This window comes from Mucilaginibacter sp. GW821-FHT07H05 (assembly GCF_059418485.1).
Genome location: NZ_JBWKPY010000005.1, coordinates 227,592 through 250,265 on the forward strand (window position 1 = coordinate 227,592; position 22,674 = coordinate 250,265).

The following is a 22,674-nucleotide window of genomic DNA, read 5'->3' on the forward strand; positions in this document are numbered from 1 at the left end:
AACGCCGGGAACTTTAAAATAATTAAAACCACATTTTTATACCCCGATAATCTTTTATAGTTTCGGCATGCGATAAATACCGGCCAGGCACAATGAAAGATGAACTGATACTGGAAACCATTTCCATCACCAAAAACTTTTTTGGGAATAAATCTTCCGGCGTTAATAATATTACCTTGTTTATCCCCCGCGGGAAGATCACCGCCATTGTGGGCGAAAGCGGCAGCGGCAAAACTACCCTGCTAAACCTGCTGGCCGGGAAGATGGTGCCCGATTCGGGCGATGTGTTTTTTCACCAGGAGTTATTGCCCGACCGCGAAAATGCCCGGCAGGATGTGCACCGCAGTATTAAATTCCTGACGCAGGACCATTACGAGATGGATCTGAATGCCACCGTTTGGGAAAACGTAAAAGCCGGCTTATCAGACAGCGACCTGCATTACGAAACCAAAAAAGTAACGGAAGCCCTGAATAGCTGGAGCATACAGCACCTGCACGACCAGATTTTTAGTAAACTAAGCGGCGGAGAAAAACAAAGGGTAACCATTGCCAAAGCGTTGATCAGTTTGCCCGAAGTGCTGCTGCTGGACGAGCCTTTTAACCAGGTGGATGCCCGCTACCGCGAAAGCCTGCAGCAGGATATCCGCAATATCGTCACCAAACAAGGCGTAACCGCGATACTGGTATCGCATGACCCGGCCGAACTGCTGAGTATGGCCGATCAGCTGATCGTTATTAAAGAAGGTGAAATTGTAGAAAGCGGCAGCGCCGAAGAATTGTACAAAGAGCCCAAATTGCTGTATACGGCACTGATACTGGCCAGTTGCACGCTGCTAACCCCGGCACAGGCCAGGGTTTGCGGTATTGCATCGCGCCGTGGTAGCGTAGTGGTTTATGCCGAAGATATTAAGATAAGCAAAGGCCTGGCCAATGGCTGGGTGGTGAATAAGGTGCTGTTTAAGGGTGTTTATGAAGAACTGATCGTAGAGCAAAAGAAGGTGCAGGTGCGTGTGCTGAACATGGCCAAGGGAAGGTATAAAGTGGGCAATAAGGTGAGTATCAGCATCCGCAGGTACCACGAGTTTGGCAAGTTCATGCGTTAATATGCAGATGTGCGGATGTGCAGATGATAAGTGTTTTTTAATTCTTAACTTATTCGATCATTTGCACATCTGCATACTCGCACATCTGCACATTCACACGTTAAATTTTGTTAAAGCCGGCATCTTCATATAATAATCACACATAAAGTTTTACCTTTATGCAGGGTTTCTTATTTTCGCGATCCAATAAGACAGTTATGGAAGAATTTGAAGCAAGCGAATCGGCAAAAAAAACCAAGACCATTTACATATCAACGGTATTTGGCATTGCCATGGTTTTATTGATGATAGGGCTATTAGGTTTGATATTGGTACACGCCAATAACCTGTCTAAATACGTTAAGGAAAATATTGTGGTGAACATATTTGTGGACGAGAGCGCCCGCGAAGCCGATGTGGTGCAATTACAGCGCCAGTTGGAGAACAATCCCATGGTAAAGCAATCGCTGTATGTAAGCAAGGAAATAGCCGCTATTAACCTGCAAAAAGACCTGGGCGAAGATTTTGTGAAATTTTTGGGTTATAACCCCCTATCGCAATCCATCGATGTTTACCTGAAAGCCGATTACGCTAATAATAAAGACATTACCAAATTAAAAAACCAGCTGCTGAGCAATCCCATTGTTAAAGAGGTGAAATACCAGCAATCGTTAGTTGATAAGATGAACGAGAACCTGGCATCCATTACCTTAGTGATACTGGCTTTTGCCGCCATATTTGTGGTGGTATCGGTAGGGCTTATTAATAATACCATCCGTCTGGCTATTTACTCGCAACGCTTTTTAATTAAATCGATGCAATTGGTTGGGGCCACACGGTCGTTTATCCGCAAGCCATTTTTATTATATGGTATATGGCATGGCCTGTTAGGCGCGCTGATAGCTATTATTATATTAATGGGAACCCTGTACCTGGCCAACAAAACCCTGCCCGAACTGGTGGTATTGCAAAACTATGCCGAGTTTGGCCTGGTATTTTTAGTGGTAATAGGTCTGGGCATCTTTATATCCGGCTTTAGCACTTACCTTGCGGTAAGCAAATTCTTACGTTCAAAAATGGTTAGTTTATACAGATAAAATATATGGCACAAAAATATACCCGGCCCGCCGCGGCTGCAAAAACCACTACCGATAACGAACCGGTAAATTTCCTTTACAACAAAAGCAATTATACTTTAATCGCTATCAGTGTATTGATAGTGGCCATCGGCTTTGTGATTATGAGCGGCAAAACAGATATTTACAGCACTGCAAAAATTGTAATAGCCCCCTTAGTAGTATTGGCGGGTTTCGGCCTTGGCTTTTATGCCATCTTAAAAAAACCGGTAACCAAATCTTAAATAAAGCATGACTATTTTCCATGCGGTCATCCTTGCTATTATTGAGGGGTTGACGGAGTTTTTACCTGTATCATCAACCGGCCACATGGTAATTGCCAGCGCCGTTATGGGTATTGGTACCGATGAATTTGTAAAACTGTTTGAAGTGGTGATCCAGTTGGGCGCTATCCTATCGGTAGTAGTGCTTTACTTTAAACGCTTTTTCCGCAGTATCGATTTTTACTTCAAATTAGTGGTGGGCGTACTGCCCGCGGTTATTGTTGGCGTACTGTTTAAATCAAAAATTAACGAGTTATTGGAGAGCCCGCTTGTGGTAGCTTTCTCGTTATTAATAGGTGGTATAGTGCTGCTTTTTGTTGATCAATGGTTTAACCGGGCCAATGTTAACGAAGAGAAAAATATCAGCTATTTAACGGCCTTAAAAATCGGCTTTTTCCAGTGCCTGGCTGTAGTGCCGGGGGTATCACGTTCGGCAGCTACTATTGTTGGCGGTATGAGCCAAAAATTAACCCGGACGGCCGCCGCCGAGTTTTCCTTCTTTTTAGCTGTGCCTACTATGCTTGGCGCCACGCTGAAAGAACTGTACGACTTCCATAAAACCCACGAGCATATGTTCACCGGCGACCAGGTTAAACTATTGATCGTTGGTAATGTGGTTGCCTTTATCGTAGCCATGCTGGCCATCCGCAGTTTTATTACCTTCCTGGAGAAAAAAGGCTTCCGCCTGTTTGGTATTTACAGGATAGTAGTGGGTATTGCTATTATCGCCCTTTATTTTACCGGGCATTTTGCCGCATAGATATTAGGTAGAATTTAACCACAAAGGCCACAAAGATTTTCACAGAGAGCACGAAGCCTTTGTGGCCTACAAACATCCTAATAATTAAAGGCTTTGTGTTCTTTGTGATTTAACAACCACGCATATCTCTGTGTTCTTTGTGGTTAAATTACCATCTTGCCCACAGATCAATTCAACGCCGGGTTATCCACGTAAGCCTTCCAAAGCTCATCCAGCGTTTTATTGGTTTGATTAGCCCACACCGCATCGGTATAAGTATGATCACGCATTTGCTTATCCAGTTCTTTAACTATACCGGGTTTAATTTTAGTTTCTATCCAAAGTAAAAAGCGGGCGGTAATACGGTAGCTGTTGCTATAATGCTGCCCGGCCTTATATTCGCCCAAACTCCATTTTGCAGCGGGATTGTTTACTCCAAACTGGTTGCGTGCATAATCGGCAATACCTTCGGTCAACCATCCCGGGCCTACACTATTGCCATAGTTTTGTACAATATGCATTACCTCGTGTGTAATCACATCAATATCTTCCGGGTGCTGGTGCATCCATTTAGGGCTAACACGTACATGCGCATTGCCGGTAGCGGCCACTCCTTTATAAGTGGTATCCAGCATCAGGTAAACTACTTTGTCGGTTTGCTTATTGTATTCTTTAGCCAGTTTAGGATATACCTCAAAAAAGGTTTTAATCAGTTTTTGTTGCAGCGCGCTATCAAGCGTAGCATCGTTGTTTGAATAAATGAGCGTATAGCCTTTCTTTTTGTAAGTGGTAGTTTGCTGTGCCGATACCGCCAGCGTAAACAATACGGCAATTGCGCATAAAATGTGTTTCTTCATAGTGCCGCAAATGTAAGTTTTATAGCTAAAAAACGATTGTTTGTAACAGGAAGAATATAGTAAGGAGAAATTAAACAATCGTCTTTAATTCGGCCCGGGCTTTGGCGCACCAGGTACGGGCGCTTTTGCGTTCCATAGCGCTCAGGTGGGCCTCTTCTTCCAGCATGGTCATAAATACTTTTTCGGCATCTTCATTACGCCCGGCCCTCCGCAAAAACATACCGTACTGGTAACGCTGCTCGTAATAAGAATAACGGCCCTGCATGGCTTTAAATTCGGCCTCGGCTTTATCCGGCTGACCGGCATTTTCTAACGACAACGCATAAAACAAATGCGCCTGCGAGCGTATAAACTGCGGCTGCCTGTATAGTTTACCGGCAATATTAATGGCATCGGCGTAACGTTGCAGTTTATAGTAAGCGATAATGAGTTGCGCCAATACATGCTCGTTCTCGCTAAAAGCGCCGGTCCGGCTACTTTCATATAGTTCAACAGCTTTTTCGGTTTGCCCCGATTCCATGTAGGCATCGGCTAAAAGCACCCGGTTATTAAAGGTATCGGTAAAGCGCAGGTTCTCTTCCAGTTTTTTAATCTTGCCGCCGGGATTAACAATTGCCGCTACATCAACCCGCGGCGCGCTGATACGGCCGGATGGTAGTATCTCCATAAAAAAGTAGATCAGGCTGCCTACCATAGGTAAAAATATGATGATCCATAGCCAGCCTTGCTTACCCCGTTTTAAACAGTGTATGCCGCAGAACACCTGTATGGCAACTGTGATATAATAAATGTAATTGCCCGAAAAAAACATACAAATTGTGACTGGCCTTTAAACTGATAATATTTTACTCAAAAATAAAAAAATGATGCAATCCATCAATAGTTTAACAAGATGATTGTCATGTTAATCCTGTGTTATTTGCAATTAACAATAGCTTCATCTCCTGTTCACAAAAAAGCCTTATTTTTACAGCCGATTGATATATGACCGACATTAACCATTTACATCAGCAGGCGATAAGTTTATTACAGCAATTGATCCGTATCCCGTCCTTTAGCAAGGAGGAAGATAAAACTGCCGGTGTAATAGAACAATTTTTGCAGCAGCAGGGTATTAAAACCCAACGGAAGCTGAATAACATTTGGGCCCGGAACAGGTATTTCGATGCCGCTAAGCCTACCATATTACTTAACTCGCACCATGATACGGTTAAGCCTAATTCGGGCTACACCCGCGACCCTTATGACGCGGCTATTGAGGATGGTAAACTATTTGGCTTGGGGAGTAATGATGCCGGCGGGTGTTTGGTATCCCTGATCATGACCTTCCTGTACTTTTATAACCGGGAAGATCTGCAATATAACCTTTGCCTGGCCACCACAGCCGAAGAAGAGATCTCGGGGATAAACGGACTGGAACTGATTATTCCCGAACTGGGCGAACTGGAATTTGGCATAGTAGGCGAACCTACCCTGATGCAGCTGGCCATAGCCGAACGTGGATTAATGGTATTGGATTGCACCACCCATGGAAAAGCCGGGCATGCCGCCCGCGAGGAAGGCGAGAATGCTATTTACAAAGCTTTAAAGGATATCGAGTGGTTCCGTACCTATCAATTCCCTAAGGAATCGGAAGCATTTGGCCGTATAAAAATGTCGGTAACCATTATCAATGCAGGCTCGCAGCATAATGTGGTGCCTGCCAGTTGTGTATTTACCGTGGATGTGCGTGTTACCGACGCCTACCGTAATGAAGAAGTATTAGAGATTATCCGCCAGCATGTAAGCTGCGATGTAAAGCCACGCTCTATCCGGTTAAAACCGTCATCTATAGATAAAAACCACCCCATTGTACAGGCGGGTGTTAAACTGGGCCGTACTACTTATGGCTCGCCCACAACTTCCGATCAGTCCTTGCTGGATATTCCATCACTTAAAGTAGGCCCCGGCGATTCGGCCCGCTCGCACACGGCTGATGAATTTGTGTATGTAGACGAGATCAAGGAGGGGATTGATTTATATATCAGGATGCTGAGCGAAGTCATTAGTTCTAAGTCTTAAGTTCTAAGTCTGTAGTCTAAAGTCCCTTATTTGACTTAGGACTAAAGACTTTAGACTTACGACTTAAAAAAGCCGTTCATCAAACGTAAAAGGTTCACTTTTTAAAATCTTTACTTCCGTTGCTTTGGGATGCAGCGGATTTATCAGGTAATTGAATTCTTCTTTCACTATGGCCGAGGGAACTTTCATCAGCAAGTGTTCATTTTGTTTCAGAAAGAAATCGCCAGTGCGCTTTAATATTTCAGGTTCAGGATAGGCACTCCAGTTGGGCGGGAACAGGCGGATATCGGCTTCAAATACATCTTCCGGCGCTTCAATAGTGATCCGGCAAAAATCATCAGGAATAATAGCTGTTGGTAAATGCACCAATGCTTCTAAAGTAGCCAGCGACCGGGACGAAGCGGTATAAACCATCGCACGGCCAATATTATTCCAGCGGCCGCCATATAAGCGGGCGCCGGTGCCGCTCATATCGTTAGCGTAAACACAGCGGGTAATACGGTATAATAACATATTTAGGCAAAAATACCGTGTTCGATACGGCCCAACTCCCTTAACACCATATCAAAACCAACAGAGGTATCTAAAAGGGAGATAGGGGTTTCGTTACGGAAAACATGCCCCGGGGTTTTCATCCAGCGTTTAAATTTATCCATCGAGCCAAAAACCTCCTGGCCGCGGGTATATAAACGGGCTAACTCAATGGCTTTTTCGGCATACTCCGTTTTAACCACGGCGTTATCATCGTAGCGTTGCAAAGTACGTTCGGAAATGTGCATGATATCGGCTAACTCCTGAAGGGTTAATGATATTTTTTTAGCCAGCGATGTTAATACCTTTTTAGGCAAGCCTTCGCGGGTGAGTTTTAACAGATCGAAATCGGTATTGAAACGGGCAGGCTTAACCCCGCTTAGCAGGGTATAAAATGAGTTATCGGCACCCTGGGCTATATACACTACCATAGGTTCGTTAACTTCATTTGCGGCGATATGCTTTGTTTTATCAGACATTAATCCAAAAATACAACACATTTGTCGTAATTGCAAATCTATTTTAAATTAAGCTTAAAGCGGAAGGCTAAAAGCAAAAAGCCTCTTGTAAAAGAGGCTAATTTAGTTCAGGAGATTTTTAAAGCTTTTAGCTTTGGTCTTTTCGCTTTCAGCTCAAGAAGCTACAATCAAAAAATAATTCTTTTTACCTTTTTGCGCTACCAGGTATTTACCATTGATCAGGTGCGATGTGTTAAACACATCATCAACCCCGCCAAGTTTAGTCTTATTAATGGCAACCCCGCCACCGGCAATCATTTTTTTGGCTTCTCCTTTTGATGGGAACACGGCAGTCTTTTCGGCCAGCAGATCGATCACGTTGATGCCTGCAGCTATTTCGCTTGCGCTGACGGTGAAATTAGGCACGCCGTCAAACAAACCCAGTACTTCAGCATCATTCAGTTCATTTAAAAACAGGATATCGGTATTACCGAATAAAAACTCGGATGCCTTAATAGCTTTCTCATACTCTACTTCGCCGTGTACCCGGGTGGTAATATCTTTAGCCAGCGCCTTTTGCAAGGTACGGGTATGCGGCGCGGCATCGTGTTCAAGCTCTAATGCTTCAATGGTGTCCTTATCAAATAAAGTAAATATGCGGATATAGGTTTTGGCATCCTCATCGCTGGTGTTCAGCCAAAACTGGTAAAACTTATAAGGCGATGTTTTAGCAGGATCAAGCCAGATGTTGCCGCCCTCGCTTTTACCAAATTTGCTGCCGTCTGATTTTTTGATCAACTGGGTAGTTAAGGCATAAGCCTCGCCCTGGCCTTCGCCCTTACGGCGGATCAGTTCGGTACCGGTTACAATATTTCCCCATTGATCGCTGCCGCCCATTTGCAGGGCGCAGTTGTTGTTTTTCCACAGGTAATAAAAATCATAGCCCTGCACCAACTGGTAGCTAAACTCGGTGAATGACATGCCCGTATCGCCGCTGATGCGGTTCTTTACCGAATCTTTAGCCATCATATAATTAACAGTAATGTGCTTGCCCACATCGCGGATAAAATCAAGGAAGGTAAAATCCTTAAACCAATCGTAATTATTAACCATCTGGGCGCTGTTGGCACCGCTATTAAAATCAAGGAAACGTTCTAACTGGGCTTTAATACCATCCAGATTATGTTGCAAAGCATCGGCAGATAGCAGATTACGTTCGGCCGATTTACCCGATGGATCGCCCACCATACCGGTAGCGCCGCCAACTAAGGCAAACGGCTTATGGCCGGCGCGCTGAAAGTGGATCAGGGTCATGATCTGGGCCAGGCTGCCTACGTGCAACGAATCTGCCGTTGGGTCAAACCCGATATAGCCCGATACCATACCTTTATTCAGCAGTTCTTCAGTTCCCGGCATAATATCGTGCAGCATGCCGCGCCAGCGTAATTCCTCAACAAAATTCATTAGTCAAATGTGTAAATATGCGAATGTGCAAAGCTATAAAAATGTGCAGATGTGCGTATATGCAAATGTGCAAATTCGAGTATTAAGCAAATCATCTACCAATTACATCCATCTGCACATTTGCACATCTGCACATCAAACCTTATCTTGCAATAACAGGCTTATGAATTTTTTATCGCACTATTACTTCGACAGGCAATCTGATAACTGTTACCATATTTTGGGAACGGTACTGCCCGACCTGTTAAAAAATGCCGATAAAAACATCATCCTTCACCCCGAAAAACTGCGGCACCATCAAAATAACATCAACAGTATTATTAAAGGCTGGCAAAAACACCTGGATATCGACCGGCATTTCCACTCGTCCGGTTTTTTTATTCTCCACAGTCGTGGATTAAAAAAGGTATTGCGCCCGGTTATAGAAGGCTCGCCGGTAAAGCCTTTCTTTTTAGGTCACATTGCTATTGAGTTGATACTGGATAACCTGCTGCTCACCACGCATAAAATTACCGTCGATGAGTTTTATAACCACCTGGATAGTTGCGATGAAGAAGTGATCCGCGAATTTTTGAGCTTTAGCGGGCTGCGTAATCCTGATGTATTCCTCACTTTTTTCGAATCTTTTAAAAAGCACCGTTACCTGGCCACCTATACCAATACCGAACAGGTAGCCTACGCCCTCAAACGCATTTGCATGCGGGTATGGCAACACCCATTTACCCCCGAACAGGAGGCCGGTATGAACAATGTAATTGCAGATTATCGCTTAAGCATCCATGATGATTTTATGGAGATTTTTGAGGAGATAGAGGGGAAGTTAAGTTAAACAGAAATGTGCCTGATCTACAAAAGGCGTATAATTGGCGGTGTTTATAATATTATATCATTAAATTTGTATTATGGAAACAGTGATTATTCATCCTAAAAATGACGAGCAATTATCTGCTTTAAAAGCATTCGCTAAAGCTCTTAAAATGGATTTTGAGACAACGAAAAGTCCATATAACCCCGATTTTGTTAAAAAGGTTAAGCAAAGTAAAAAACAAGTTGAAGAAGGAAAATTTATAACCCTTGACCCTGGCAAAACACTATGGGAAAATTTAGGGTAATCGTATCCGACAAGGCCGCTAAAGAATTATTGGCTATTCAAAGATCGGGCAACAAAGCATCCATCAAAAGGTCGAAATAATTATTTCAGAATTACACATCCATCCAGAAACAGGTACAGGCAAACCTGAAAGATTAAAATATGATTTGGCCGGATACTGGTCAAGAAGGATCAATAAAAAGGACAGGCTGATCTATTTTATTGAAGATGAAATTATTACAGTTACCGTGGTTTCCGCGATCGGGCATTATAACGACAAGTAACTGTGCATACGAGATCTATCAGCCTCTTAATCCAATAAATCGAGGTGCTGACGACAGCGACGCCAACATTTTACTTATTTAGAGAATAGCGATTAGTTTCAAATAAAATCGGTAAAATCGATAACTAAGCGACTCAAATCAATCGGTGAAATCCCAAATCCACAACAAAACGCCTTAAAAATCAATATTTAACATTAAAAAAGTTTTTATCAGTCAAAAATATATTCTTACCTTTGCAGTCCCAATTAGGTTGGGAAAAGGAGATAAAATATTTAATGGCAAAAAAACAAGAAGTAGAAAACGAATTAAAAGCAAAAGAGGCTGAACTGGATACAGTTACAGTTACTGCACCTGAAGAAAAGATCGAATCAGAAGCTGATTCACTTTCGATCGAAGAGATCAAAGCAAACATCACCTCTTCAAACCAGGATTTTGACTGGGACGCCGACGACAAAAAGTTTGGCAATTACAGCGCTGCCGACCGTGAAAAGTTAGAAGCAATGTACGATGTAACTTTCAGCTCTATTAACCAGGGTGAAATTATTACAGGTACCGTTGTAAACATCAACAACAAGGATGTGGTATTAAACATCGGCTTCAAATCCGACGGTATGGTATCATTGTCTGAATTTCGCGATACACCTGATCTGAAGATTGGTGATACCGTTGATGTGTTTGTTGAATCGCAGGAAGATGCTAACGGACAGTTAGTACTTTCACGCAAGCGTGCTAAAACACAAAAATCATGGGAGCGCATTAATTCGGCTCTTGATAATGATGAGATCATCACCGGTTTTGTTAAAAGCCGTACCAAAGGTGGCCTTATTGTTGATATTATGGGCGTTGAAGCCTTTTTACCAGGTTCACAGATCGATATCAAGCCTATTCGCGATTACGATGTGTACGTTGGTAAAACAATGGAATTCAAAGTTGTTAAGATCAACCACGAGTTTAAAAACGTAGTGGTATCGCACAAAGTGCTGATTGAAGACGATTTGGAAAACCAAAAAACTGAAATTGTGGCCAAACTTGAAAAAGGCCAGGTATTGGAAGGTACCGTTAAAAACATTACCGACTTTGGTGTATTTATTGACCTTGGTGGTGTTGACGGTTTACTACACATTACAGATATATCATGGGGCCGTATCGAGCATCCGCGTGAAGTATTGGCGTTGGATCAGAAGATCAACGTTGTGGTACTTGACTTTGATGACGAGAAAAAACGTATTGCCCTTGGTTTAAAACAATTAACCCCGCACCCTTGGCAGTCGCTTGATACCGACCTGGTAATCGGCTCTAAGGTTAAAGGTAAAATTGTTACCGTTGCTGATTACGGCGCATTCCTGGAAATTATCCCGGGTGTTGAAGGTTTGATCCACGTATCAGAAATGTCATGGTCACAAAATCTGCGTAACCCTCAGGAATTCCTGAAAGTTGGCGACGAGATTGAAGCACAAGTGTTAACACTTGACCGCGACGAACGCAAAATGAGCTTAGGTATTAAGCAATTAACTCCTGATCCATGGCAACAAGCTGCTGAGCGTTACTCAGTAGGTACACAACACGTTGCTACCGTTAAAAACATGACCAACTTTGGTGTGTTTGTTGAACTGGAAGATGGTATTGATGGTTTGATCCACATCAGCGACCTTTCATGGTCTAAAAAAGTTAATCACCCTAACGAGTTCACTAAAGTTGGTGAAAAATTAGACGTGGTTGTTTTAGAACTGGATGTTGAAAACCGCAAGCTGAGCTTAGGCCACAAACAACTGGAAGAAAACCCATGGGATACTTTCGAATCGATATTTGGTGTAGATTCTCTGCACGAAGGTACCGTATTGAAGGTAACCGATAAAGGTGCAATTGTTGCCCTTCCTTATGGTGTTGAAGGCTTCGCGCCAACCAAACACCTGATTAAAGAGGATGGCAAAGCTTTGAAAGCTGATGAAACTGCCGAGTTCAAGATCATTGAGTTTAACAAAGACAACAAACGCATTGTTATTTCACATTCACGTATCTGGGAAGATGCCCGCACTGAAGCAAGGGTAACCGACTTTGAAAACCGCAAGAAAGAAGCGAAAGCAACTACAAGCGCTGTGAAAAAAGTGAAAGAATCGGTTGAAAAATCAACTCTGGGCGACTTAAGCGTATTAGCACAACTGAAAGAACAAATGGAAGGTGCTGAGAACAAGGCTAAGAAAACCAAACCAGAGGAAACTAAATAAGCATTAAATAGTATCCCTTTTATATAAGGCCCTCCCGATTATCGGGAGGGCCTTTTTTGTGCCAGTACATTTAATTAGATAAAGAGAGTGGCCTGATAAATCAACTTTTAAATTTACTTATTTGTTTGCCTTCAACAGATCTGATTAAAGTATCGATCACCTGACTGGTGGTGGTGCTGCTGTTGTGTGCAGCCATCATTTCTTTAAACAAGGCCCTATGCTGCTTTATCTCTTTCCGGTGTTTGATAAACTGAATATAACTGGTAAGCAGCCATGTTTTACCGGTTAACACTTTAAGGGGTAAATCCAGGAATGTAACCTGCATAAACCATAAAAAGCGGATAATCCCACTTAAATGTAAGGCATGCAAATAATAACGGTTCCTGAAATAGATCATTTTTACCCACCGGGCCGTTTTGTAGTTTTTAGTACTTGCAGATAACTCATGGCCGCAAACAGCATTATGCTCGTAGTAACATGGCCAGTTTAGGCGCCAGGCGCGTAAGCTCAGCTCAAAGTCTTCGCAATAAAAAGGAGAGAACAGCAAATTAAACCCACCCAAAGCTTTTAGCTTAGCCGCGTCAATTAGCGCGTTAGCGCCTGAAAGATAAAGGGTAAGGGATTTATCACTATCCTCCGAATAATAAAAGTAAGCTGTTTTTAACTTTAAAAAATTATCTTTTGGCATTCGGGCGGCATCCTGTATGTGGGGATCGTTTAAATTAGTGATCCGGCCCATTACGCCAAAAGTATCTGCCCTGGCAAAATATGGCCATAGCGGCTCAAAGTAATCTGGCGAAAGCTTAACGTCGGAGTTTAATAGCAGGATCAGTTCCATCCCGGCGGCCTCTATCCCTTTGTTGCAGGTAAAAGAGAAGCCCCTGTTTTGTTCGTTACGCAGCAATTTAACCTGGGGGTAGTTCTTTTGAATGTAATCAACCGAATTATCGGTCGAGCAATCATCCACCACTATGATTTCAAAATCTACGGCAGCGTTTGTAATTGCGGTAAACGTGTAGGGCAAATATTTTTCTAATAACGCTTGTCCATTATAATTAGGAATAACAATAGAAACAGTTTTTGGGGCCGCGTGTGTTAGCATAAAAAACGATGAACTTAACGGCTTTAATCTTAATAGTGATTAAAGCTGCGCTACTGCACTTGTAAAGATGACCAAACCTACTAAAAATTACTGAAGGTTACCGGTCAATTTTCACAGCAAGACTATGCTGGGGTTGCTGCTTTGCAGGTATGATACCACAAATAAGGCTGCCCTTTTATGTGGCAGCCTTGTTTGTTATAAGGAGTATATTCCAATTCTCTGTAATATTACTTCGCTTTAGGGTGCTTGCTCATGTACTGGTATAACTGGGTACCGGTAAGCAAAAATGCGCCTACGCCGTAAACTTCGGTGCTGCTGGCATCTACACTATCAGGCGCTGCGCCAATACGCTGCACATAGCCCAGCATACCATCCGGATGAACCGAACTGGTTAATGCCGCCCATGCTTTTTTAACTACCGGCCAGTAGGTTTTTTGGTTTAATAAGCCATGGTTTAATCCCCATAAAATAGAGTAGCAGTAAAAGCCGGTGCCGCTGGTTTCCTTAACGGGATAGCTTTCCGGATCAAGCAATGAAGCATGCCAGCTGCCATCAGGTTGCTGGATAGTCGCTATTTTGGCTTCCATATCCTTATAAAGCGCTTCAAATTTTTTCCTGTCGGGATGATTGGCCGGCATGTTATCCAGTACACGTACCAGTCCGCCTAAAACCCAGCCGTTACCCCTGGACCAAAATACTTTTTTACCATTCTTTTCCTTTTTTTGCAGGTAACTGCCATCGCGGAAGTACAGGTGCTCTTCATTATCGTACAGATAGTCGGTTGTTTTCCACCACAGCCTGGTGGCGGTATTCAGGTATTTAGGGTCGCCGGTGGCGGTGCTTAGGTAGCTTAACGCGGTTGGCCCCATAAACAAGGCATCGCACCAGGCCCACTCGCGCGATTGGATATGGTTTTTCCACTCCAGGCTTTCATCATGTGGTTTAGCTACAATACTGTCGGCCAGTTTAGTAAAAGCGGCTATCATTTTTGGGTCTTTGTATTTCATGTACAGCAGCGAATACATTTGCCCTATGCAATAATCATCGGCCATAAAGCGGTCCTTGCCGGTGTTCCAGTTCAGGTCGTTGCCTATTTTAACCAACGCGTCCAGGTACCTGTCATTTCCTTTCATCGCGCCAAACGCGTACAAGCCGGTATAAGCGGCGGCATTGGTCCAGTCTACCTTTTTGTGCTTAAAGCCGGTGGTATTCCAGGCGTTCAATTGCCAGTCGGCAACCTTATGCATCATGTTTACAATATATTCCTTTTGCAGGGACGAATCTTTAGCTAAGGATTTATGGCTGGTAAACGCATTGGCGGGGGATTGAAAGCCTATAAAAAGCGATACCGCCATTAGTGCGGCAAGAAATTTGTTTTTCACAGATGACATTGTTTTTTATTGATTTTGATTAGGTTAAGTGGCTAAAGATATATAATAATTGCATTTAGCAGAAATGCAGCTTATTCCATTAATTCAACGTAATTAACTTCAGAAATGGGATAGCTGAATAACATTATTTTGCGGCGCTGTATTATTACGCCTAATTTAGCATTACTGTATTTTATACAGTTTACAATCTGCAAAGTATTAATAGATATGAGTAACAAGATCCGCTTCGGCATCCTGAGCACCGCTAAAATTGGCCGCACGCAAGTGATCCCGGCTATGCACCAATGTAAGTTTGCCGAAGTTGTGGCTATTGCATCGGGCAACAAAGCTAAAGCCGAAGAAACTGCTGCCGACCTGAATATCCCCAAAGCCTGTGGCAGCTACGAAGCCCTGCTGGCCGATCCGGATATCGACGCGGTTTATATCCCCTTACCCAACCACTTGCATGTGCCCTACACGCTAAAAGCCATGGCCGCGGGCAAGCACGTGCTTTGCGAAAAACCCATTGCCATTAACGCCGCCGAGGCTGCCCAGCTGCTGGCCGCCGCCCAACAATACCCTCATTTAAAAGTGATGGAGGCTTTTATGTACCGTTTCCACCCGCAATGGCTGCAGGCTAAACAAATAGTTGCTGATGGCTTGCTGGGCGAGGTAAAGCATATCCATTCCTTTTTTTCCTATACCAATCTGGATGCGGCCAACATCCGTAATAAACCCGAAGCCCATGGCGGCGCCCTGATGGATATCGGCTGCTACTGCATCTCGTGGCCGCGCTTTATTTTTAACCGCGAACCGCAAAGGGTAACAGGACTGGTACACCGCGACCCGGTTTTTAAAACAGACAGCCTTACATCAGGCTTGCTGGATTTTGGCGACGGACATAGTGCCGCGTTCACTTGCTCAACACAGTTAGAACCTTACCAGCGGGTAAATATCACCGGCAGCAAAGGGCGGCTTGAGATAGAGATCCCCTGCAACGCCCCGGCAGATGCGCCCTGCAAACTATGGCTGCAACGCGACAGGGTAATAGAGGAGATCAAAACTGAAACCGCCAATCAATACACCTTACAGGTTGATGCTTTTGCTAAAGCGATACTGAACGATACGCCGGTGCCCACACCATTAACCGATGCCCTAAACAATATGCGGGTAATTGACGCGATATTGAAAAGCGCGGAAGCAGATGAGTGGGTGAGTTTGTAAAGAAATATATCACAATCTAAAGCAGCAGTCGCTCGGCTCCAGCCGAGTGATGATTATTTCCCGGCCTCTGGCCGTTATAGACTATGCTTACTGCGGCCGGAGGCCGGTTGATAAGGTCACTCGGCTGGAGCCGAGCGACTGCAGGGAGATTTTTAGTTCTCTCCCTTGGGAGGGGTGCGGCTGATTGTGGGTGGCAGGGAGGGGTTTATTACGCTTGACGAAACCCCTCCCTACACCCTCCCGATGGGAGGGAATCGCACAATCCCACCCTTTTCTAATCTTCAGAACGCTTGTGGGTTGGAGCCGGGCGACTGCAGGGAGAACATCTTGCGCTCGTCTGTGACGAGTGCTTAACATGGTTTAGCGTCTGCGACGCTTCTCCGCGATACAATCGTACTTCATACAGGCACAACCCCCGATTCCGTAACATCTCAATTACAAACATAGCCCGCTTAAGCTACAGGATAAAATCATACAATAGCTTGAAAATATGCTATATGAAAAGCAATTGGCTATACTGCATATTTGGTTAAACATATTATAACCTATAATATCTGTATATTTTATTGTCATAAAACATGAGCAAGAAACTGGTTGGCATAGCGGCATTAGCTGTTGCCCTGATTACTGTTAAAACCGCGCAGGCGCAGTATCCCAAAATACCACCTGCAATGCAGGCCAGGGCCGATTCTGCACTGGACGCGGCTAAAAAACGCTCGGATATAGCCTGGGCAAAAGCGCTGCCTATTATCCAGCGGGATGAAAAGGCGGGCAAGCCTTATGTACCATGGGCCAATAAACCATCAGATTTACCGCAGGCAAAAATTCCGGCATTCCCCGGTGCCGAGGGTGGTGGTATGTACACAACCGGTGGCCGTGGCGGCAGGGTAATTGTAGTGACCAGTTTGGCCGATCGTGGCCCGGGAACATTTCGCGAAGCTTGTGAGCAGGGCGGGGCCCGTATTGTGGTATTTAATGTATCAGGGATTATTTGGCTGACGGAACCGGTTAGTATCCGTGCCCCTTATATTACTATTGAAGGTCAATCGGCCCCGGGTGATGGCATTTGCATAGCCGGCGAATCTACCTGGATAGATACGCATGATGTGGTGATCCGTTACATACGTTTCCGCCGTGGCGCAACAGAAGTTACCCGCCGCGATGACGCGATAGGGGGTAACCCGGTAGGCAATATCATGATCGATCATGTGTCGGCCAGTTGGGGCCTGGATGAAAATATGTCCATCTACCGCCACGTATACGATAGGGCCGGCGCCAAGCAGGAGAAAATGGCGACTGTGAACGTCACCATTCAAAATTCTATTTTTTCTGAAGCGCTGGATACTTATAACCATGCCTTCGGCAGCACCATCGGGGGGCATAACAGCACCTTTATGCGTAACCTGTGGGCCAATAACATTGCCCGTAACCCGTCGGTGGGGATGGATGAGGATTTTGGCTTTTTTAATAACGTAATATTTAACTGGTGGAACCGCAGCGCCGACGGCGGTGATAATAAATCGCTGTATAACTTTATTAATAATTACTTTAAACCCGGGCCTATTACCCCGTTGAACGAGCCTATCGGGCACCGCATATTAAAACCCGAGGCAGGCCGCGACCCGGCTAATAAAACTCACTATGGCAAAGTATATGTAAGCGGTAATATTATTGAAGGCAATGATAAGGTAACCAAAAATAACTGGGATGGCGGCGTACAGATAGGCGAGGGCCCTGATGCCGGACGATATACCGACAGTATCCGTGCGGATAAGCCGCTGCCAATTATGAACCCGGTAACCATCATCCCAACCATGGATGCTTACAAATATGTGCTGGCTAATGCCGGCTGTTCGTTACCCAAACGCGACCCGGTTGACGAGCGCATTGTGGAAGATGTGCGCACCGGTAAAATTAAATATGCCACCAGTGGTATTGTTGAGCACATTGGCGCCAAATATGTAAAAGAGCGTTTGCCGGATACCTACAAGCAGGGTATCATCAGCGATATTAGCCAGGTTGGCGGGTATCCTGAATATAAAGGGACTCCTTACAAGGACAGCGATAACGACGGGATGCCCGATACTTACGAAACAGCACACGGACTGAACCCTAAAGACGCGTCGGACTCGCCTAAGATAGCTGCGAATAGTGGCGGCTACAGCAATATAGAGGTTTACCTGAATAGTTTGGTGCCGCTAAAAGTAGTTACCCCTGCAGTAAAGAAATAGTTTGGTTTATATAAATTGGTAAGGCCTCCCGTTTGGTTTCGGGGGGCTTTTTTGTTGATGTTACAGATCGGTCACCCGGCCGCGCATACGCTTAACATAATTGCGGATATCCAGCACTATGCCGGCAAAGAAATAAAATATCAGCGGGAAGCCCACTGCCAGGAACGAGGAATAAATGAAGAATAACCGGATCTTATTGATGGAAATATTAAAACGTTCGCCCAGGTAGGTGCAAACTCCGAAAGAGTATCGTTCAAAAAATGTGAGGACACGCTGTAACATATCAGGCCAGTTTTAATATTTTATTACCAACGGCGCATTGCAGGCATTTTTTATGGTTGCAGAAATTATTTTTTAACTCCAGCAAGGCCTGCGATTCAAACGCGGTACTAATTTTCACCCCTAAGGTAACAAAATCATCGGTAATATGGTTTTTTTCGGCAGGTAAATATTCCAGCAAAGCCATAGCGCGACTGATATAATGCTGTTTTTGCAGATGCTTGCCATAGCTGAACAGGGTAATGGCAACGGTATTCAGCAAAATAATATCCACCCCGGCCTGCCCCATGTTTTTGGATGCGGGTTTGCTTTCGGCATCAAAGCGGTAGTGGGTTTCCCAGTATGGGTTCACATGGGCATTGGCAAACAAATCGCGCAGTTGGGCAACATCGCGCACTTCCAATATTTTAGAGAACAAATGGGTGGAGTTAACCACCAAAGCGGCAAACTGCGCCAGCCTGATTGTAGGGAAGTTTTGCGGCCGCATCCGCAGGAATTTCCAAAGGTGCTTTTCGATTGGCGTAAGGTTGTACTTTTTGCGCAGATAGTTGTATTCTTCTTTCAGCTTACGCGGATATTCATCGGTAAGGTCATCTTCTAAAAACCCCGCCTGGCCAAATATCAGTGCCTCAATTTGCATGGGGTTGTTTTTGTGTTTGGCAAAAATGTTTTGCGGCAACGATTTGGCCAGCAACTCAAAGGGCAGGGCATTCACTTTAAAGCCAAAGTTAGCCGCCAAAAAACGGTAAAAGGTTTCCTCCCAATCGCCGCGGTTAACGTTCAATGCTTCAAGCACGGCTGCCGATTTCTTTTCCAGCCGCTTCACCAGCACACGGGTCAACCAGTTGCGCATAGTGAGTTCATCAACGGTATTGATATTCCCCTCGCATGGTATAAATTGCTGGTTACTGAAGATCAGGTTATGATAACGCAGGTAAAGCTCCTCCGGGATCCGGTCGTGCAATTCAAGTGTGGGGATTTTTCGCCCATCGGGCAGTATGATTGGCTGGTCGTCGCGGTAAACTACGTGTAAGATCACGCTGCCATAAGCGCCGTCGGTTTGGTGGCCGTGTCGGTTCCAATCGGCCGATGATACATGCAACTCCACATTGCCCGCCCAGGTAGTTTCGCCAATGCGGATGCGGGCATTCTGAAAATCGGGCCCGCCATCGGTATGCGCCATTCCTGCTGAAAATACCTCTATTTCCTCACCTTCGGTTGTTTGCAAGTTGATGCGGGTAAACAGGCGAAATTTCCACACGTAATGCAAAAAATCCTCGGTGATAAGCATGGTTAAAAATAGTTGTTTGAGGGAATATGGCCAAATGGTTTTTTAACCACAATAGGAAGCTTTTCACACCTTGTCATTGCGAGCGATAGCGTGGCAATCCCATAGGACATTCGTATACGGTAGCAATGACAGGGAGGACGGTAATTCCACCTTGTCATTGCGAGCGATAGCGCGGCAATCCCATAGGACATTCGTATGTGGATAGAAATCAACCATTCTGATCGTACCATCCATCACTTAAATCTTTCCAATTTGGGTTAATAGCATTTATCAACGCTGTTTTCTTTGCACGACTGCCAGCTTTTAATTGCTTCTCACGTGTTATAGCATCCTGTACGTATTGAAACTCTTCGTAATAGACCAACTTATGGCATTCAAATTTAGCACTGAATCCGGGATGGATTTTGTTTTTATGTTCCCAAATCCGTCGCATTAAATTGTTGGTAACACCAATATATAGAACATTATCTGATCTATTGGTAACGATGTAAACAAAATATTGTTGATGATTCATGTGGTTAAGGCAATCTAAGATAACAAATATTACGGCGACTTGTCCTATGGGATTGCCGCGCTATCGCTCGCAATGACAAGCTTTTATTACTTGTCCTATGGGATTGCCGCGCTATCGCTCGCAATGACAAGCTTTTTAGTGCAATCCCTCCACCCCAAACCTCACCGCCAATTCATTCAAATCTTTCACCACGGCATCTACCAAAGGGATACCATTCAACTTCCTGTCCATCTCCGCTTCCAGTTCCGGCTCGCCGGGGATGATCACCTTTTGGTTGGGATCTATCGTTTGGGCCGATTTAAACCGGCTGATCCATTTATCCAGGTTATCTTTAAAATCCTGAATAGGTCTAAAACCGTCTACCCGCATAGCGCCTAAAAAATGGCCGATGCCTTGTCCAACGGGATCGGTAGGCGGGTCTAAAAACGCCACAAAAGGCGGCACCCAGGGGCCATAATTAGCGCCCGACAACACAGCCGACAGAATATCAACCGTAGCGCTCAGGCCAAAACCTTTGTGGCTGCCATGGTCGCGGTCGCTGCCTAAGGGCAGGAGCGAGCCGCCGGTTTTCAGCGCGTGCGGATCGGTAGTATAATTACCATCCGCATCCTGGATCCAGCCTTCGGGTACCTGCTTTCCGCCGCGCTGGGCTATTTCCAGTTTACCGTTGGCCGCGGCCGAGGTAGCCATATCCACAATCAGCGGCGGGTATTTGCCGGCCGGGAATGCGTAACACATGGGGTTGGTGCCCAGCATACGCTCGTTGCTAAAAGTTGGTGCTACCAGCGGACTGGCATTGGTCATGGCAAAGCCGATCATGTCTTTTTCAACCGCCATCAGGGCGTGATAACCCGCTATGCCAAAATGGTTAGAGTTACGCACCGATACCCAGCCTGATCCGTATTGTTCGGCTTTTTGTATAGCTACTTGCATAGCGAAGGGCGCAACCACCAGCCCAAGGCCCGCGTCGCCGTCAACGGTGGCTGTGGTGGGCGTTTCGTGCACCACACGGATATTGGGGGTAGGGTTTATCAGGCCTTTCTCCCACAGCCTGATATAGCCTGACAGGCGTGCCACGCCGTGCGAATCTATCCCCCGCAGATCCGACCGCAACAATACATCCGCCGAAAGGTACGCGTGTTCCTCACTGCAGCCAATGGCTAAAAATATGTTTTGGGTGAATTGGCGGAGCTGGGTTTCGGTAATGAGCATAGTGCAAATATAGACCGCTAATTTTATTGATTCCGCTGATTTCGTTGATTATTTTATCAGGGTGTACGATCAGCGTAATCAACGCCATCATCATTCATCAGCGGTTTGATTTTTTTATCGGCGCGAAAGCACTGTTTTTTATAACTTGCAATTAAACATTCAATCCTGTTATGAAAAACTTTAAGAACTTTCTATCGGTAACGTTATTAGTATTGACTGTGCAGGTTTGCATGGCCCAATCAAAGATCAAAAACGTTATTATCATCACTACCGATGGTTTTCGCTGGCAGGAACTGTTTAACGGGGCCGACCGCGCCCTGGCTACTAATAAAACTTACAGTCACGGCGATTCGGCAGCGATATTGAAAAAATACTGGGATAAAAGCAGCGAGCTTGCCCGCACTAAAATGATGCCTTTTATGTGGGGCACTATAGCCAGGCAAGGGCAAATTTATGGTAACCGGGCTTTGGGCAATTTGATGAATACGGTTAACCCTTACTGGTTCTCGTACCCGGGCTATAACGAGATATTCACCGGTTACCCGGATATCCGCGTAAACGCTAACGATTACCAGAACAATCCTAATCAAACCGTGCTGGAATATCTGAATAAACAAGCCCAGTTTAAAGGGCGTGTGGCCGCTTTTACTGCCTGGGACGCTTTCGACAGGATCCTGAACAAACCCGGATCGGGTTTCCCGATTACGGCCGCGTTTGAAAAAAGCGGCGGCCTGCATCCCACAGTAAAAGAAAGCTTGCTGAATAAAATGCTGGGAGACAGCTACCGGCCTTTCGGCGATGAAGAATGTTTGGATGTGTTTACGCATTACGCCGCTATGGAGTACCTGAAAGTAAAGAAGCCGCGTGTACTGTACATTAGTTACGGCGAAACGGACGAGTGGGCGCATGCGGGCAATTATTACTCGTACCTGAATGCCGTGCACCAGGTAGATAAATGGCTGAGCGATATCTGGAACCAAATTCAAAACGACCCGTTTTATAAAGACCAGACCGCACTGATCATTACTACCGACCATGGCCGGGGTAACGGTACCGAGTGGACCAGCCACGGGCAAAAAATAAAAGGCGCCAGCGAGATCTGGTTTGCCGTAATGGGGCCGGGCATCGCCGCCAAAGGCGAAGTAAAACAACCGATGCAAAACCACCAGGAGCAGCTGGCGCAGACCATTGCATCCTTATTAGGTGTTAAATTTAAGGCCGAGCACCCGATAGCAGAAAAGATCAATTTACAGTAGAAAAA

Annotated in this window: 23 protein-coding genes; 12 read left to right on the forward strand and 11 right to left on the reverse strand. The window is 45.0% G+C overall.

All coding sequences use genetic code 11. The annotated features are described in order from the left end of the window. Positions 1–92 precede the first annotated feature (92 nt). The 4 genes from AC07M6_RS14985 (at position 93) to AC07M6_RS15000 (ending at position 3,241) form a co-directional block, all read left to right on the forward strand. Positions 93–1,103, forward strand: a complete 1,011-nt coding sequence (locus AC07M6_RS14985) for an ABC transporter ATP-binding protein (RefSeq protein WP_494890746.1) — start codon at positions 93–95, stop codon at positions 1,101–1,103. A 197-nt stretch (positions 1,104–1,300) separates the two neighbouring features. Continuing rightward, positions 1,301–2,179 carry a cell division protein FtsX gene (locus AC07M6_RS14990; RefSeq protein WP_494890748.1) on the forward strand — a complete coding sequence of 293 codons (879 nt, stop codon included), beginning with the start codon at positions 1,301–1,303 and terminating at the stop codon, positions 2,177–2,179. Positions 2,180–2,184: 5 nt separating this feature from the next. Next, positions 2,185–2,442, forward strand: a complete 258-nt coding sequence (locus AC07M6_RS14995; RefSeq protein ID WP_494890750.1) for a DUF3098 domain-containing protein — start codon at positions 2,185–2,187, stop codon at positions 2,440–2,442. Between the two features lie 7 nt (positions 2,443–2,449). Continuing rightward, positions 2,450–3,241, forward strand: coding sequence for an undecaprenyl-diphosphate phosphatase (locus AC07M6_RS15000; protein ID WP_494890751.1), 792 nt, complete (start codon positions 2,450–2,452; stop codon positions 3,239–3,241). Between the two features lie 167 nt (positions 3,242–3,408). Here the strand turns inward: AC07M6_RS15000 and AC07M6_RS15005 are convergent, their stop codons facing one another. After that, positions 3,409–4,077, reverse strand: a complete 669-nt coding sequence (locus AC07M6_RS15005; RefSeq protein WP_494890752.1) for a basic secretory protein-like protein — start codon at positions 4,075–4,077, stop codon at positions 3,409–3,411. A 70-nt stretch (positions 4,078–4,147) separates the two neighbouring features. Next, complete coding sequence (locus AC07M6_RS15010; RefSeq protein ID WP_494890753.1) at positions 4,148–4,888, reverse strand: PLDc N-terminal domain-containing protein; 741 nt, start codon at positions 4,886–4,888, stop codon at positions 4,148–4,150. A gap of 173 nt (positions 4,889–5,061) precedes the next feature. Between AC07M6_RS15010 and AC07M6_RS15015 the strand changes: the two genes are divergently transcribed. Beyond that, positions 5,062–6,138 carry a M20 family metallo-hydrolase gene (locus AC07M6_RS15015; protein ID WP_494890754.1) on the forward strand — a complete coding sequence of 359 codons (1,077 nt, stop codon included), beginning with the start codon at positions 5,062–5,064 and terminating at the stop codon, positions 6,136–6,138. A gap of 63 nt (positions 6,139–6,201) precedes the next feature. Here the strand turns inward: AC07M6_RS15015 and AC07M6_RS15020 are convergent, their stop codons facing one another. From AC07M6_RS15020 to tyrS, 3 genes are all read right to left on the reverse strand, one after another. Further along, positions 6,202–6,651 (reverse strand): RES family NAD+ phosphorylase, encoded by a 450-nt coding sequence (locus tag AC07M6_RS15020; RefSeq protein WP_494890755.1) that lies wholly within the window; start codon positions 6,649–6,651, stop codon positions 6,202–6,204. Positions 6,652–6,653: 2 nt separating this feature from the next. Beyond that, a complete protein-coding gene (locus AC07M6_RS15025) occupies positions 6,654–7,148 on the reverse strand; it encodes an Xre family toxin-antitoxin system antitoxin (RefSeq protein ID WP_494890757.1) in 495 nt (164 codons plus the stop codon). Between the two features lie 153 nt (positions 7,149–7,301). After that, the gene (gene tyrS / locus AC07M6_RS15030; protein ID WP_494890759.1) at positions 7,302–8,591 is read right to left on the reverse strand and encodes a tyrosine--tRNA ligase; all 1,290 of its coding nucleotides are present in this window, start codon (positions 8,589–8,591) and stop codon (positions 7,302–7,304) included. Between the two features lie 163 nt (positions 8,592–8,754). Between tyrS and AC07M6_RS15035 the strand changes: the two genes are divergently transcribed. The 4 genes from AC07M6_RS15035 to rpsA all read left to right on the forward strand — a co-directional run bounded on the left by AC07M6_RS15035 (position 8,755) and on the right by rpsA (position 12,190). Further along, on the forward strand, positions 8,755–9,420 hold the full coding sequence (locus AC07M6_RS15035; protein ID WP_494890761.1) for an ACP phosphodiesterase: 666 nt from the start codon (positions 8,755–8,757) through the stop codon (positions 9,418–9,420). Positions 9,421–9,493: 73 nt separating this feature from the next. Then, positions 9,494–9,703, forward strand: a complete 210-nt coding sequence (locus AC07M6_RS15040) for a DUF2683 family protein (RefSeq protein WP_494890762.1) — start codon at positions 9,494–9,496, stop codon at positions 9,701–9,703. A gap of 97 nt (positions 9,704–9,800) precedes the next feature. After that, entirely contained in the window at positions 9,801–9,965 is a 165-nt protein-coding gene (locus AC07M6_RS15045) for a Txe/YoeB family addiction module toxin (protein ID WP_494891243.1), read from the forward strand. Positions 9,966–10,240: 275 nt separating this feature from the next. Then, the gene (gene rpsA / locus AC07M6_RS15050) at positions 10,241–12,190 is read left to right on the forward strand and encodes a 30S ribosomal protein S1 (RefSeq protein WP_494890763.1); all 1,950 of its coding nucleotides are present in this window, start codon (positions 10,241–10,243) and stop codon (positions 12,188–12,190) included. A gap of 100 nt (positions 12,191–12,290) precedes the next feature. Here the strand turns inward: rpsA and AC07M6_RS15055 are convergent, their stop codons facing one another. Both AC07M6_RS15055 and AC07M6_RS15060 read right to left on the reverse strand, forming a co-directional pair. Next, complete coding sequence (locus tag AC07M6_RS15055; RefSeq protein WP_494890764.1) at positions 12,291–13,292, reverse strand: glycosyltransferase family 2 protein; 1,002 nt, start codon at positions 13,290–13,292, stop codon at positions 12,291–12,293. 227 nt (positions 13,293–13,519) lie between these two features. Then, positions 13,520–14,683, reverse strand: coding sequence for a glycoside hydrolase family 88/105 protein (locus AC07M6_RS15060; protein ID WP_494890765.1), 1,164 nt, complete (start codon positions 14,681–14,683; stop codon positions 13,520–13,522). Positions 14,684–14,890: 207 nt separating this feature from the next. Between AC07M6_RS15060 and AC07M6_RS15065 the strand changes: the two genes are divergently transcribed. Both AC07M6_RS15065 and AC07M6_RS15070 read left to right on the forward strand, forming a co-directional pair. Continuing rightward, positions 14,891–15,886 carry a Gfo/Idh/MocA family protein gene (locus AC07M6_RS15065; RefSeq protein ID WP_494890767.1) on the forward strand — a complete coding sequence of 332 codons (996 nt, stop codon included), beginning with the start codon at positions 14,891–14,893 and terminating at the stop codon, positions 15,884–15,886. A 578-nt stretch (positions 15,887–16,464) separates the two neighbouring features. Then, on the forward strand, positions 16,465–18,117 hold the full coding sequence (locus AC07M6_RS15070) for a pectate lyase family protein (protein WP_494890768.1): 1,653 nt from the start codon (positions 16,465–16,467) through the stop codon (positions 18,115–18,117). Positions 18,118–18,177: 60 nt separating this feature from the next. Here AC07M6_RS15070 and AC07M6_RS15075 read toward each other — a convergent pair whose 3' ends face one another. From AC07M6_RS15075 to AC07M6_RS15090, 4 genes are all read right to left on the reverse strand, one after another. Further along, positions 18,178–18,399 carry a PspC domain-containing protein gene (locus tag AC07M6_RS15075; protein ID WP_173413445.1) on the reverse strand — a complete coding sequence of 74 codons (222 nt, stop codon included), beginning with the start codon at positions 18,397–18,399 and terminating at the stop codon, positions 18,178–18,180. Between the two features lies 1 nt (position 18,400). Further along, entirely contained in the window at positions 18,401–19,687 is a 1,287-nt protein-coding gene (locus AC07M6_RS15080; protein WP_494890770.1) for a DUF2851 family protein, read from the reverse strand. Between the two features lie 208 nt (positions 19,688–19,895). Further along, positions 19,896–20,201, reverse strand: coding sequence for a GIY-YIG nuclease family protein (locus tag AC07M6_RS15085; RefSeq protein WP_494890772.1), 306 nt, complete (start codon positions 20,199–20,201; stop codon positions 19,896–19,898). Between the two features lie 135 nt (positions 20,202–20,336). Then, the gene (locus AC07M6_RS15090) at positions 20,337–21,413 is read right to left on the reverse strand and encodes an Ldh family oxidoreductase (protein WP_494890774.1); all 1,077 of its coding nucleotides are present in this window, start codon (positions 21,411–21,413) and stop codon (positions 20,337–20,339) included. 170 nt (positions 21,414–21,583) lie between these two features. On the opposite strand from AC07M6_RS15090, the gene AC07M6_RS15095 reads away from it, so the two are divergent. After that, positions 21,584–22,669 (forward strand): alkaline phosphatase family protein, encoded by a 1,086-nt coding sequence (locus tag AC07M6_RS15095; RefSeq protein WP_494890776.1) that lies wholly within the window; start codon positions 21,584–21,586, stop codon positions 22,667–22,669. Positions 22,670–22,674 lie beyond the last annotated feature (5 nt).